Below are 13524 nucleotides of genomic sequence, written 5' to 3' on the forward strand. Positions count from 1 at the left end.
TCACTTCCTCATCGACATCTTGAGCAACGTCGCGCGCAGGTGCTTGCGGTTCGTCGCTCCGGGATCCAGCCCCGCATCGTACAGGTCGCGCGCGAGCGCCACGTGGCGCTCGGGCTGGTGCTTGAGGCCCACGTCGCGGCACACCGCCTCCACATCGGCCACCAGGCCGTCGAAGGCGTCCCAATCCGCCGGACCGTAGCGGCTCCTGGGCGTGTCGTCCTCGCCCATGACGACCCATTCGGGGTCGACGTCGAATTTGCGGCGGAGCTCGGCCAGGATGGCGATCGGCGGCGCGGCCGAGCCGCCTTCCCAGTTCACGATCGACTGGCGCGAGCAGCCGAGCGCTTGCGCGAACGCGCCCTGAGCGAGCCCTGCGCGCTTGCGTACTGCTTTGAGACGTTCACCGACGCTCCGCTTCGTTGCCAAGATCTAAGCACCATGCCAGCATGTTGTACATTATGTCGTTTTCCTGATCCTAACCCAACGGGATCGGCGGGCGCAATCGGCGGCGGGAGGAACGGTTCGTGACGGTGCAGATCAACATCCGAATGTCGGACGAGGACGCGGCGGAGTACGACCGCTGGGCGGCGGAGCGTGACCTGGAGCGGAGCGCGATCGTGCGCGAGATCCTTGCGGAGGGCCTTCTGGCGCGGCGGGAGGGGCGAGCCATGTTCGTCGCCGAGAAGCCGGCCCTGCGTCCTGAGGACCTCACCGCCATGCGCACCATGATGGTCAACGCCATCATGGAGTTCGAGCGCATCGCCACCGACGTCGCCAAGCAGAAGGCCGAGCTCAGCAAGCTTGAGCGGGACGACGCGGCGGCGATGGCCCGGGTGCGAGGCGAGTTGTTCGCCGGCGTGCCCGAGCGCATCACCGCCAGCCTGAACCCGATCAGGGCCGAGATGGACGCCATGGTGGAGCGCATCGAGAACCAGCCCCGCCTCGACGCGATCGACGCGCGGCAAAGGGAGCACACGGAGGCGCTGAAGGCCAACACGGCCGCGATCGAGCGGTGGGCCAAGGAGCCGCGCACGCAGACGATGTACAACATCGGCTTAGGCGACTGGCGGGGCGGCATGCTGGCGTCCGCGTGGGGCATCCTGGTCATAGGGGCGATGGGGTTCTACTTCGCGCTGGCCGCGATCTTGCCCAGCCGTTTCTTGGCGACGCCGACGGGCAACCGCCTGCTCGGCGGCGGCGACACGGGCATCTGCCGCCTGGTCGACTACCAGTACGGCACAACCGCCTGCGGCGTGAAGGTCGCGGGCCGCGAGGTCACCGTCACCGCCTATGTGCCGCGCGCGGTGCGGGGAGGCGGGCGATGATCACGGTGGCGCTGGTCGAGTCGGCGGGCGACGCGGCCGGCTACTACGCCCGGGACAACTACTACACCGCCGAGCAGGCCGAGGGCGCCAGCGCTTGGGCGGGGCGGGGGGCGGCGGAGCTCGGCTTGTCGGGTCCGGTCGACGCCGCCGCGTTCGAGCGGGTGCTCAGCGGCGAACTGCCGAACGGCAGCGTGCTGGACGCCAAGCGTGGTGACCACCGGCCGGGCTGGGACCTGACCATGTCGGCGTCGAAGTCGGTGTCCATCCTCGCGCTGGTCGGCGGCGACCAGCGGCTGGTGGACGCGTTTCGGCAGTCGGTCGCGGCGACGCTGGCTTGGGTCGAGAAGAACCTGGCCGAGGGACGGGTGATGAAGAGCGGGCGGCAGGTGCCCGAGCGCACCGGCAACCTGGTCGCGGCGACGTTCCTCCACGACGCCAACCGCGCGGACGAGCCGCAGCTCCATAACCACGCGGTGCTCGCCAATGCGACCAGGACGTCGGACGGCAAGTGGCACGCGCTCAGGTCCGACGAGCTGTATGATCGCCAGCACGTGATCGACGCGGTGCTGAACGCGGACTTCCGGGCCCGGGTGGAGGGAATCGGCTATGAGACGCTGCCGGCCCGGAACCCGATAAACGGCTCGTTCGAGATCAAGGGCGTGCCGCGCGAGGCGGTGGAGGCGTTCTCGGTCCGGTCCGCGCAGATCCAGGCCTATCTCGATGCGCGGGGCCTTCAGGGAACCCCTCGCGAGCGCGAGTTGGCGGCGCTCGCCACCCGCGATCCCAAGGCGCCGACGCTGTCGCCTGAGTTGCGCGGGGAGGGGTGGCGCGCGCTGGCGGCGGAGCACGGCGTCGATGCGGGCAAGCTGGTGTCGGTGGCGCTGGGGCGGGCGGGCCGGGCGGAGACGGTGTGGAGTCAGGTGACGAGGGGTCTGCGCGGCGTTGGTGATCGCGGGCTGGCGGTGGCGGCGCGCATGGGGCTGACCCCACGCGACGGCGATCCGCTGGTGCCTGAGCGCCTCGGCCGGCTGGAGCCGCGCGCCTATGCGGCGGCGCAGGCGGTGGCGTCGGCGGCGCGCGAGCTCGGCGAGCGCGAAGCCGCGTTCGACCGGCTGGACCTGATCCGGGTGGCGCTGAGCCGCGGCGGTCCGGTTACGGTGGCCGATGTCGAGGCCAGGATCGCGGCCCTGGAAGGTAAGGGCCTGCTGATCGGGGACAGCGGCCGCATGGTGACCACCGAAGGCGCGGTCAGGCTGGAGCGGGGCTACCTGGCCCAGGTCGAGGCGGGGCAGGGCAAGTCGGCCCCCATCGTGTCCGGGGCGGGAGCCGCGGCGCGCGCGCAGGAGGTCGCCCGCGAGCTCGGCCTTCGTCGCCTCAACCCCGGCCAGGAGGGCGCGGCGGTGCTGATGCTGTCCTCGACGGACCGGGTGGTGAACGTGCAAGGGGCGGCCGGGCGTGGCAAATCGGCGGCGCTGGCGCCCGTCACCGCCATCGCCAAGGCGGAAGGGCGGCACGTGATCGGCCTGGCGGTCGCGAGCAAGAAGGCGCGTGACCTAGGGCGCGAGACGGGCGCCGCCGTGTCGTCGCTGTCGCGCTTCCTGTTGCGCCATGAGCGCGTGATCGACGGCACGGCCTCGTCCAAGCAGCTCGCGCGCGTGCGGGCCGAGCTGGCGGGCGCGGTGGTGATCATGGAGGAGGCGAGCCTGGTCGGGACCCGCGACATGGAGCGGCTGGTCCGGCTCGCCAACACGATGGGGGTCGCGCGGCTGGTGCAGACGGGCGACACCCGGCAGCTCAACGCGGTCGCCGCGGGCAGGCCGTTCGAGGAGAGCCAGCGCGCAGGCCACGCGACCGCGCTCCTGACGGAGAACCTGCGCTCGAAATCCGAGCAGATGAAGGCGGTAGTGGCCGCGCTCGACAGGAACGACATACCGGGCGCGTTCGAGATCCTGCGTCCGGCCACCATCGAGGTCCCGGCATCCGAGGTCGCGTCCACGGCCGCGGGGCTGTGGGCGGCGCTGCCCCGGCAAGAGCGCGAGAGCACGCTGCTGCTCGCCTCCGGCCGCGCGATGCGCACGGCCGCCAACCAGGCGGCGCAGGCCGAGCTGAAGGCGGCTGGCGAGATCGCCGCGCCGGGCGTGCGCATGGACGTGCTCGATCCGGTGAACGCGACCCGCGAGGGGGCACGCCACATGCCCTACTATCAACCCGGCCGCGTGGTCGAGATAAGGACGGACCTGCCGAGCCAGAAGCTCGGGCGCGGCGACCGGGGCACGGTCGTGGGCGTGGACGGCGACCGGGTGCTGCTCAAGCTCGGCTCGGGCGAGGAACGGGTGTTCCGGCCGGGTCGGTTGCCCAAGAACCTGAAGAACGACGCGGTGTCGATCTACGCGGTCAAGCAGGTGGAGCTGCACAGGGGCGACCGCATCCGCTGGACCGGCAACGACCTGGAACGCGGGATCGCGAACAGCGACCTCGCGCGCGTGGAGGAGGTCGGCCGGGATAAGCTCGTCGTATCATCGCTGCACGACGGCGCCGTCCATGAGCTCGGCCGCGGCGATCCGATGCTGGAGCGGCTGGACCTGGCCTATGCGGTCAACGTGCACGTGTCGCAGGGCGTCACGGTCGAGCACGGCATCCTCGCCATGAACTCGGCCGAGCGGCGGCTCCTGTCGGAGAAGACGTTCCTGGTCTCGCTCACGCGCATCGCGGACAACACGAGGCTGGTGCTCGACGACGGGCGCAAGGTGGAGCGCGGCGTCATGCGCAACCCCGGCGACAAAACGTCGGCGCTGGACGTCGTCGCCCAGGGCGGGGCTCCCGACGCGATCCGGTTGCGGTACGCGCTCTCGCCGATCGACCGCGCGATCGAGCGGTGCGCCCGGAGCTTCGTATCCGTGGAGAAGGCGCGCGACGACCGGACGACGCCGTCGCCGAACCAGGAGCGCGAGCTCGCCCAGGCGGCGGCGGCGCTCGACGCCGTGCGGCCCAAGGGAGCCGAGGACCTACAGGTCGCGCTTGACCGCCACCCCGACCTCGCGCGCGATGTCGCCCAGGGCCGCGTGGCCGAGTTGCGGCAGGCCTGGGTGGAGGAGGGCAGGGTGCGGGCTGACCCCACTGCGTACGCCGACCGGTTCGTGGCTGACTGGCGGGCGGCATCGGGCGAGCGTGGGGCGGCGGAGACGCGCATCGGAGCGGACCGGGCCGAGCGCAGGCTGGAACGGCTGGAGGAGCGCATGCAGCGCGAACCGGCGCTGGAGCATGCGCTCGACAAGCGCATCCCCGAGCGCCAGCGTCAGATCGAGGAGCCGGGCAGGGGCGGGCTCGGCCGCGGTGACCGAGACTTCGAGCTCGGGCTCTAAATCGGGATTGCTTGAAGCACGTGCAAGGCTATGCTCTTCATCGCGGCGATCGGGAGTTCCGCCCATGAACACGCGATTTTGCGCTCCGGGAACTGCGGATCCGCGGCTCCTCGAAACACCCGGGATCGGTCGTGAGGGCGTCGTCGGTTGACCGTGACGTCCGGGGATGCCTCCTCGCTCGTGGGAGCCGTGGACTGGCTCCGTGACGTTCTTCTCGGCTCGGTCGCCACCTCGGTCGCGGTGCTCGCGGTGGCGGTGGTCGGGCTCCTTATGCTGAGCGGCCGCGTGCCGGTCCGCCGCGGCGCTACCGTGGTGATCGGCTGCTTCGTGCTGTTCTCGGCCGCCATGATCGCCGACGGCCTCTTGTCGGCGGCGCGCGGCGGCGGTGACGCCGCGGCGTTCCCGCCGGCGGCCCCGCAACCGGCCTACACGCCCGCCGTACCGAAGCCGGCACCGTACGACCCGTATGCGGGCGCGTCCGTGCTGCGCGCGGAGCCGCGCCCGATCATCCAGTAGCCGAGGCCGCGAACATTAGCGCGGACGGGCGAGCATATCCGGCTTGACCGGGCGCGGGCCGTATCGGACAACCGCCCCATGAGCCACGCAGAGGGGGCGTGCATGAAGATCATCTTACGGATCGGCGCCTTGGGCGCGGCGCTCTGGTCGGCGCCGGTGCTGGCGCAGGACAGCTTCGCCGACCCGGCCGGCTCCGGCCCGATCGTGGGGGCGTTGAACTGGCTACAGGGCACGCTTCTGGGCACGGTCGCGACCGTGGTGGCGGTGATCGCGGTGGCGAGCGTCGGATTCCTGATGCTGACCGGCCGCATGAACTGGCGCTACGGCGCGACCGTGATCTTAGGGTGCTTCATCCTGTTCGGGGCGGCGAGCATCGTGGGCGGCATCCAGGCGTCGGCGGGCGGGGGCGGGCCCGGCTACTGACGTGGACGGGCTCGACCGCGACATCCTGTTCACAGGCCTTACCCGCCCGCAGATGCTGCTGGGCGTCACCTACCCGTTCGCGGTGGTGAACGCGGTTCTGACCACCGAGCTGTTCCTCGTGTTTAAGTCGGTCTGGGTGCTCGTCGCGGCGTTGGCGGTGCACGTGGCGGGCGTCGTCGCTTGCCTGCGCGATCCGCGCATCTTCGACCTCTGGCTGGTCAAGGTCCAGCGCTGCCCCCGGGTGCGCAACCATCGGCTATGGCGCTGCAACTCCTACCGCGCCTGACCTCCCGCCCCGATGACTGGGGCAAAGAGAAGCCGGCCGGCGACCATTTGCCGTACCTGGCCCAGATCGACGACCACACCCTCAGCTTACGCGACGGCCGGCTCCTCCAGGTGCTGGCCCTCGACGGGCTCCTGTTCGAGACCGCCGACACGACCGAGATCAACTACCGAAAGGGCTTACGCGACGCGATGCTGCAGGCGATCGGCTCGTCGCGGTTCGCGCTCTACCACCACCTCGTGCGCAGGCGGGTCGAGCCGGAGCTGGAGGCGCGCTTCCCCGACCCGTTCAGCGCCAAGGTGGACGAGGCGTGGCGCAGGCGCTTGAGCGCCAAGCGATTGTTCACGAACGACCTCTACCTTACCCTCATCCGCCGCCCGCTCCAGGGCCGGGGAGGAGTGGCCGACCGCGTGGCCCGCTTCTTCGGGCGTGCCGCGGGCCGGGCGCGAGCGGCGGAGCTCGCGACCGAGCGCCGCGAGCTCGACGCCGCGCGCGACGCGCTGCTGGCCGCCTTGAGCCAGTACGGCGCGCGGCTGCTCGGCAGCTACGACACCAAGGCCGGGCCCCGCTCGGAGGTGCTCGAGTACCTGTCGCAGCTCTACAACGGCGAGCTGCGCCCGGTGCGGCTCCCTGAAGGCGATGTTGGGCGCTACCTGCCCTACCGGCGGGTGAGCTTCGGGGCGCAGACCGTGGAGCTCGGGCCGGCGGGTGACCTGGACCGGAGCTTCGTAGGCCTGGTCGCGATCAAGGAGTATCCGGGCCAGACCGGCCCCGGCATGCTCGACGAGCTGATGCGGCTGCCGGTCGAGCTCACGGTGACGCAGAGCTTCGGGTTCGTGGACCGGCAGGCGGCGCTCGGCCGCGTCAATCTGGCGCTCCGGCGCATGCGCGCGGCCGACGACGAGGCGCTGTCCTTGCGCGGCGAGCTCGCGCAGGCGCGCGACGATCTCGCCGCCGGACGCGCCGCGTTCGGCGAACATCACCTGACGGTCGCGGTGCATGGACAAAGCGTGCGCGACGTCGACGACGGCGTCGCCGAGGTGCAGGCGGCGCTGACCGACTTGGGGCTCATCGCGGTGCGCGAGGAGATGGCGCTGGAGCCCGCCTTCTGGGCGCAGTTCCCCGGCAACTTCTCCTACGTGCCGAGGCGCGGGCTGGTCGCGAGCCGCAACTTCGCGAGCTTCGCGAGCATGCACAACTTCCCCGCAGGCCGGGCGGAGGGCAACCACTGGGGCCAGGCGGTTACCGTGCTCGAGACCACGGCGGCCGGTCCCTACCACTTCAACTTCCACCATGGGGATCTCGGCAACTTCACGGTGATCGGCCCGTCGGGCTCGGGCAAGACGGTGGTGGTGAACTTCCTGCTCGCTCAAGCGCGCAAGTTCGATCCCCGCATCATCTTCTTCGACAAGGACCGCGGCGCCGAGCTGTTCCTGCGGAGCCTGGGCGGGCGCTACGACGTGCTGCGCACGGGCGAGCCGTCGGGCCTCAATCCGCTGCTCCTCGACGACACGCCCGAGAACCGCCGCTTCCTCCTCGACTGGCTCGCGCGGCTCGTCGCCGAGCCCGGCGGGTCCCCGCTCGGGCCGGACGAGCTCGCGCGGCTGAAGGACGCGGTCGACGCCAACATGGAGGCGCCACGCGCCTATCGCCGGCTCGGCCACTTCGCGCAGCTGCTCCGGGGCGGGCACCGGCCCAGCGCCGGCGACCTCTCCTCGCGCCTCGCACCCTGGTGGGGCACGGGCGAGCGCGCCTGGCTGTTCGACAACGCGGAGGACCGGACCGACCTTAACCAGAGGGTGGTCGGGTTCGACATGACGCGCATCCTCGACGATTCCGTCGTGCGGACGCCCGCCATGATGTACCTTTTCCACCGCGTGGAGGAGAGGCTCGACGGTAGCCCTGCGATCATCGTCGTCGACGAGGGCTGGAAGGCCTTGGACGACGAGGTGTTCACCGGTCGCATCCGCGACTGGGAGAAGACCATCCGCAAGCGGAACGGCGTGGTGGGGTTCGCGACGCAGAGCGCGGAGGATGCGCTCGAAAGCCGCATCGCATCCGCGATCGTGGAGCAGGCGGCGACCCAGATCTTCATGGCCAACCCCAAGGCGCAAGCGCGCGACTATGTGGGCGGGTTCGGGCTGACGGAGCACGAGTACGAGCTGGTGCGCACGCTCCCGGACAGCGCGCACGCGTTCCTGGTCAAGCACGGCAACGAGAGCGTGGTCGCGCGCCTCGACCTCACGGGCGAGCGCGAGCTGCTCACGATCCTGTCGGGCCGCGAGCGCACGGTGCGTGCGTTGGACGCGATCCGGGCGGAGGTGGGCGACGACCCTGACGCCTGGATGCCGCGCCTGCTGGAGCAGGCGTGATGGCGGTCGCGTGCGGCGCCCCCGACGCGAGCCTCGGCGTCGCGGTCCGGCTCGCCGCCTATCTCGACTGCCAGGCGCGTGCGCTTGGCGAGAACGGGTTCCAGGCGCTCATCGGCGGACCGGTGATGACCGGGCTCCTGTCGGGGCTCCTGACCATCTTCGTGGCGCTGATCGGCTATCGGCTGGTCTTGGGCCAGACCCCCACTCTACGCGACGGGGTCGGCTGGGCGGTGCGGCTGGGCGTGGTGCTGGCGCTGGTGACGAGCTGGCCCGCGTTCCAGGCGCTCGTCTACCGGGTTGCGGTGGACGGCCCGGGCGAGTTGGCCTCCGTGCTGCTGCCGGTGAGCGGGCTGCCGGCGGAGGACTTGGACGCGCGCGTGCAGACGGCGTACGACACGATGCGGCTCGGCTCGGCCGGGCTGGACGCGCCCGTAGAAGCCCAGCAGCCGCCGCCAGGCTCCGACCCGTCCGGCCAGGCGCAGCCGGGCCAAGCACCCCAAACTTCACCGCAGGCGAGGGGAGCGGGCTATGCGCCGCTGCCGCAGACGGCGTCGCTGTTCGTGGTCTCGACGACGGGCGTGGCGGCCGCGTTCCGCGTGGCGGTCGGGTTCCTGCTCGCGATCGGCCCGCTCGCCATCCTGGGGCTGCTGTTCGACGCGACGTTCGGCCTGTTCAGCGGCTGGGTGCGCACGCTGGGCGGGAGTGCGCTGGGCCTGCTCGCGGCGTCGGTGGTGACCGCGCTCGACCTGCTCGCCGTGGAAAGCGAGCTCGCCAACCTCCAGGCCTATAGCGTCGGCGGGATCGCGCTCGCGGTCGATCCCCAGGCGCTCACCACGATCGTGCTCCTGTTCGCGGTCGTGATGCTCGTCGCCGCGGCCGCGGCCGTGAAGGTGGCCGGCGCGTTCCGGCTCGTGTCGCCGGTCGTGACCCGTCCGGCCGAGCCGTACCGCGAGGCGGCGCCGCTGCCGCAAGCCGTCCCGGCGATCCAGGCGGCCCAGGCCGCGGGCGGGGAGGGGAGCCGTGCGGGCCTCCTCGCGCAGCCGCGCGCCGCGGCCGTGGCGGACGCGCTCGCGATGACGGTCCGGCGCGAGCAGCTGGCGTCGGGCGGGGGCGAGGCCGCGCCCCAGGCGCCATCGCGGCGCGTGTCGATCGTGGAGGCCGCGTCTCGCACCGAACCGGGCGGGGTAGCGGCGCCGCTGGGCGTCGCCGGGCGGCGCTCGGTCGGACGGCGGACGCTGAGCGCGCAAGCTCGGGACCGGATCCGGTGAGCGACCGGCGGGACTATTACGAGCGCGCCGAGAGCTGGGCCGCGGACATGCGCGAGCAGACCGCGCGCTCGCGGCGGACCGCGTGGACGGTGGCCGGGGTCGCCGCGGCGGTCGCAGTGTTCGAGGCGCTGGCGCTCGCCATGCTCCTGCCGTTGAAGACCGTGCAGCCGGTGACGCTGCTGGTCGACCGGCAAACGGGCTATGTCCAGGCGTTGAACCCGCTCGAGCCCAGGCGCGTGGGCGCGGACGCGGCGCTCACCCAATCGTACCTCGCCCAGTACGTGGCCGCGCGCGAGGGGTTCGACCGCGCGACCGTAGCCCTGGACTATCGCCGCGTGGCGCTGTGGTCGGCGGGCCGCGCGCGCACCGAGTACCTCGCACGCATGCCCGCCACCAACCCGGAGAGCCCGTTCCAGCTCTACCCCGCGGGCACGGTCGTCGCTGTGCGCGTGAAGAGCGTGTCCAGGCTCGACCAGGGCGTGGCGCTGGTGCGGTTCGACACGCAGGTGCAGGACCGGAACGGGCGGGTGGGCGTCGCCCAGCCCTGGATCTCGGTAGTGCGCTACCGTTACGTCGACGCGCCCATGCGGCTCGAGGATCGGCTCGTGAACCCGCTCGGGTTCCAGGTGACGGGCTACCGCCGCGACGCGGAGGCGCCGCCACCGCCGTCGGCCGAGGTGCGGCCGCTCGCGGCCGCGGCGCCGGTTCCCGCACCCGCGCCCGCCGCCGTGGTGCAGGTCGTCCAGGCCTCGCCCGCGACCGCGACGGTGGTCGCGCGGCCCGATCCCGTGCGCGACACGCGACGACCCGCGCGCGTGGCGTCGCCGACGCCGCGCCCCGCCTATCGCGAGCAGCGCGCCGACGTGGCGCTGCTCCGCGCGCGCGAGGTGCCGCTCAGCAACCTGCCCTTGGGCTCGCCGCTGACCCCGCCCGCGGTACCGGTCCAGGCGGACCCCCGGTGAGGATCGCGTGGCTCGCGGCGGCGCTGGCGACCGCGGCGCCGGTCGCCGGCCAGGTGCCGCTCCCGCCCCCGCTCGCCGACGCTCGTGTGCGGACCGTCACCTTCTTCCCCGACCAGGTGGTCACGCTGGCCGCCGAGCCCGGGTTCGCGACCGTGGTGGAGCTGTCGCCGGACGAGCAGGTCGAGAACGTGGTCGTGGGCGACAGCGCGGGTTGGCAGGTGACCGCGAACAAGCGCGGCGACCGCCTGGTCGTCAAACCGCTCGGGCGCGCCGGGGTCACCAACATGGTCGTCGTCACCGACCAGCGCCGCTACGTGTTCCTGCTGCAAGCCGGCGGGACCGGCGAACCTGCGCCGTTCGTGGTGCGGTTCACCTACCCGCCGATCGCGCCGTCGCCGGGCGAGCAGCCGGCGGCGGCGACGGCGACGGTCGCCGCGCCCGCCGGCGAGTACCGGTTCCGGGGGACGAAGGCGCTGTTCCCGACCGCCATGCGCGACGACGGGCAGCGCACCACCATCAGCTGGGCCCGCGACGTGGCGCTGCCCGCCATCTTCGCCGTCGACGCGGGCGGGCGCGAGGGCTTGGTCAACGGGCGCATGGTGGGCGGCGACTACGTCATCGAGGGCACCGCCCGGGCGTACGTGTTCCGGTTGGGCAAGGCGCGCGCGGTGGCGACGCGCCGGGTGCCGAGAGCGGCCCGGTGAGCGCCGGCGTCGCCGACCCGAACCTCACGCCGGAAGCATCGGCCGAGCGCGACCCGCGGCCCGTCGTGGCGCTGCCCCGGTCGGGGTTGCCGGGGGCCGTCATCGCCGCGGTCGCGGTGCTGCTCGCGCTAGTGCTGTTCGCAGTCCTGAACGCGCAACGGCAGCGGGCGAGCACCGCGACCGCGGCGGCCGGGCGCGCGAGCACGAACGCGTTCGTAGCCCCGCCGCCGCTCGTCGTGCCAGCCGAGCCGGCGCCGGTGCCGACCCCGCCCACGGTCACCGTGGTAACGACGCCGGCTCCGGTTGTGCCCGTGCCCCCGTCACCTTCCCCTGTCGCTCCCGCCCCGCCGCCGCCCGCTCCGGCCCCGGCGCCGGTGATCCTGCCCGTGCCCCCGCCAGCGCCGGAGGCGCCGGCGGCCCCGGCCGAGCCGCCGCCGGCGAGGCTCGGCGCGCCCGCGCTCGTGATCGACGTGGGGCCGGGCGAGGCTGTGGCCGCCGACGGCCCCGCCACGGCCGCCGGCCGACCGCGTACGGGCGGCGCCCCGGCCTCTGCGCTCGGCGACACGGCCGCGCGCGCGAGCACGATCCGCAACCGCACCACCGTCATGCCGGTCGGCACGCTTATTCCGGCCGTGCTCGAGACGCCGATCGACACCGCGCGGCCCGGGCTGGTGCGCGCGGTCGTGTCGCAGGACGCGCGCGGGTTCGACGGGCGGCGCGTGCTCATCCCCAGGGGCTCCAGGCTCATCGGCGAGTACCAGTCGGACGTGCGCTCAGGGCAGAACCGCGTGCTGGTCACCTGGGCCAGGCTGATCCGCCCCGACGGGGTCGCGATCGCGCTCGGCTCGCCCGCGGCCGACCGGCTGGGCGGGGCGGGCGTGCCCGGGCGCGTCAACACCTTCTTCCTCCAGCGGTTCGCGGGCGCGGTGCTGCAGTCGGCGCTCACCGTCGGCGTCAACCTCGCCTCGCGTCCCGGCGACGGCTCGGTGATCGTGGGCCTGCCCACCGGCCAGATCAACAACGCGGTCGGCCAGGGGCTCATCCCCAACGACCTCCGCCCCAAGATCACGGTCCGCCAGGGTGCGGCCTTGAACGTGTTCGTGGCGCGCGACCTCGACTTCTCCGGCACGCCCGCGGTCGGGCGGTAGCGGGATCCGCACACATGGCCGACGCGCCCGCGTCCTACCTCGACATCTACTTGGGGCCGCTGCTCGCGCACATGCGGCGCCCCGACGTCACCGACCTCTACGTCAACCGCCCGGGCGAGATCTGGGTGGAGCGGCTGGGCGGCGCGATCGAGCGGCACGACGCGCCCGAGGTGACGGAGGCGCAGCTCTGGCGCTTGGCGCGCCAGGTCGCGAGCGTCACGCACCAGGGGATCAGCCGCGAGCACCCGCTGTTGGCCGCGAGGCTGCCCGACGGCGCGCGCGTGCAGGTGGTGGCGCCGCCTGCGACCCGGGGACCCATGGCGGTCGCCATACGCCGGCACGTGTCCGCCGACATGGGGCTGTCCGACTACGAGGTGCAGGGCGCGTTCGCGGCCACCCGGGGGAACGACGCGCACGACGCGGCGGAAGCCGAGCTCGCCCGGCTCTACGAGGCGGACGCCTGGTCGGGGTTCCTGCGCACGGCGGTGCGCGCGCGCAAGACGATCATCGTCTCCGGTGGCACGTCGACGGGCAAGACCACGTTCCTCAACGCGCTCCTCCGCGAGATCGGACCCGACGAGCGGCTGCTGCTCATCGAAGACACGCCCGAGCTCGTGCTGCGGCACGACAACGCGGTCGGGCTGGTCGCGGTCAGGGGAGCGCTCGGCGAGGCCTCGGTCACCACCGACGACCTCCTGGTGGCGTCACTCCGCATGCGGCCCGACCGGATCATCCTGGGCGAGCTGAGGGGCGGTGAGGCGTTCACGTTCCTTCGCGCCATCAACACAGGGCATCCCGGCTCGCTCACGACCATCCACGCCGATACGCCCGCGCGCGCGGTGGAGCAGCTGGCGCTCCTGGTCCTGCAGTCGGGCTCGCGGCTTGGGCGCGAGGACGTGGTGGCCTATATCGGGCAGGTGGTCGACATTATCGTGCAGCTCGAGCGGCATGCGGGCGGGCGGCGGGTGTCGCAGGTGTCGTGGACGCGAAGGGCTGCGGTCGACTGATCTTTAGGCCTGTTGTTCCGCGTCACCGAACTGAAACGGAAAGTATTGAACGCGGAAAGTTCTCTGACCTGCATTTTGTTGGTTGCTTATTGTTTAGTTAATGCGATGCTCCACCATCCGCAGGGGTGACGAGGTCTGGGGCATGGACCTCATC

General features: G+C 72.5%; 12 protein-coding genes. 11 read left to right on the forward strand and 1 reads right to left on the reverse strand.

What is annotated here, in order from left to right:
• The gene (locus CKY28_RS17465; RefSeq protein WP_176473171.1) at positions 1 to 426 is read right to left on the reverse strand and encodes a helix-turn-helix domain-containing protein; all 426 of its coding nucleotides are present in this window, start codon (positions 424 to 426) and stop codon (positions 1 to 3) included.
• Between the two features lie 98 nt (positions 427 to 524).
• Here CKY28_RS17465 and CKY28_RS17470 point away from each other — a divergent pair, with 98 nt between their 5' ends.
• The 11 genes from CKY28_RS17470 (at position 525) to virB11 (ending at position 13370) form a co-directional block, all read left to right on the forward strand.
• A complete protein-coding gene (locus tag CKY28_RS17470; RefSeq protein WP_095999684.1) occupies positions 525 to 1325 on the forward strand; it encodes a hypothetical protein in 801 nt (266 codons plus the stop codon).
• Positions 1322 to 4687, forward strand: a complete 3366-nt coding sequence (mobF, locus tag CKY28_RS17475; RefSeq protein ID WP_095999685.1) for a MobF family relaxase — start codon at positions 1322 to 1324, stop codon at positions 4685 to 4687. The genes CKY28_RS17470 and mobF overlap by 4 nt, the downstream gene beginning before the upstream one ends.
• Positions 4688 to 4867: 180 nt before the next feature.
• Positions 4868 to 5203 (forward strand): TrbC/VirB2 family protein, encoded by a 336-nt coding sequence (locus CKY28_RS17480; RefSeq protein WP_281253266.1) that lies wholly within the window; start codon positions 4868 to 4870, stop codon positions 5201 to 5203.
• 102 nt (positions 5204 to 5305) lie between these two features.
• Complete coding sequence (locus CKY28_RS17485) at positions 5306 to 5626, forward strand: TrbC/VirB2 family protein (protein ID WP_095999687.1); 321 nt, start codon at positions 5306 to 5308, stop codon at positions 5624 to 5626.
• 1 nt (position 5627) lies between these two features.
• Entirely contained in the window at positions 5628 to 5912 is a 285-nt protein-coding gene (locus tag CKY28_RS17490; protein ID WP_141243988.1) for a VirB3 family type IV secretion system protein, read from the forward strand.
• A complete protein-coding gene (locus CKY28_RS17495; RefSeq protein ID WP_176473172.1) occupies positions 5885 to 8281 on the forward strand; it encodes a VirB4 family type IV secretion/conjugal transfer ATPase in 2397 nt (798 codons plus the stop codon). The genes CKY28_RS17490 and CKY28_RS17495 overlap by 28 nt, the downstream gene beginning before the upstream one ends.
• On the forward strand, positions 8281 to 9549 hold the full coding sequence (locus CKY28_RS17500; protein WP_095999688.1) for a TrbL/VirB6 family protein: 1269 nt from the start codon (positions 8281 to 8283) through the stop codon (positions 9547 to 9549). Before CKY28_RS17495 ends, CKY28_RS17500 begins: the two co-directional genes overlap by 1 nt.
• Positions 9546 to 10511, forward strand: a complete 966-nt coding sequence (locus CKY28_RS17505; RefSeq protein WP_245841914.1) for a VirB8 family type IV secretion system protein — start codon at positions 9546 to 9548, stop codon at positions 10509 to 10511. Before CKY28_RS17500 ends, CKY28_RS17505 begins: the two co-directional genes overlap by 4 nt.
• Positions 10508 to 11215: a TrbG/VirB9 family P-type conjugative transfer protein gene (locus tag CKY28_RS17510; RefSeq protein WP_245841915.1), complete on the forward strand. Its 708-nt coding sequence runs from the start codon at positions 10508 to 10510 to the stop codon at positions 11213 to 11215. The genes CKY28_RS17505 and CKY28_RS17510 overlap by 4 nt, the downstream gene beginning before the upstream one ends.
• The gene (locus tag CKY28_RS19180; protein ID WP_245841916.1) at positions 11212 to 12363 is read left to right on the forward strand and encodes a TraB/TrbI/VirB10 family type IV secretion system protein; all 1152 of its coding nucleotides are present in this window, start codon (positions 11212 to 11214) and stop codon (positions 12361 to 12363) included. The genes CKY28_RS17510 and CKY28_RS19180 overlap by 4 nt, the downstream gene beginning before the upstream one ends.
• A gap of 14 nt (positions 12364 to 12377) precedes the next feature.
• Positions 12378 to 13370, forward strand: coding sequence for a P-type DNA transfer ATPase VirB11 (gene virB11 / locus CKY28_RS17520; protein ID WP_095999689.1), 993 nt, complete (start codon positions 12378 to 12380; stop codon positions 13368 to 13370).
• The last annotated feature ends 154 nt before the right edge of the window (positions 13371 to 13524 follow it).

Source organism: Sphingomonas lenta, from assembly GCF_002288825.1.
GTDB classification, from domain to species: domain Bacteria; phylum Pseudomonadota; class Alphaproteobacteria; order Sphingomonadales; family Sphingomonadaceae; genus Sphingomonas; species Sphingomonas lenta.

Bases quoted from the DNA above. Each gene is read 5' to 3' on its own strand.
- mobF (WP_095999685.1), top strand. From the start codon at position 1,322: ATGATCACGGTGGCGCTGGTCGAGTCGGCGGGCGACGCGGCCGGCTAC.
- CKY28_RS17485 (WP_095999687.1), top strand. From the start codon at position 5,306: ATGAAGATCATCTTACGGATCGGCGCCTTGGGCGCGGCGCTCTGGTCG.
- CKY28_RS17495 (WP_176473172.1), top strand. From the start codon at position 5,885: ATGGCGCTGCAACTCCTACCGCGCCTGACCTCCCGCCCCGATGACTGG.
- CKY28_RS17500 (WP_095999688.1), top strand. From the start codon at position 8,281: ATGGCGGTCGCGTGCGGCGCCCCCGACGCGAGCCTCGGCGTCGCGGTC.
- virB11 (WP_095999689.1), top strand. From the start codon at position 12,378: ATGGCCGACGCGCCCGCGTCCTACCTCGACATCTACTTGGGGCCGCTG.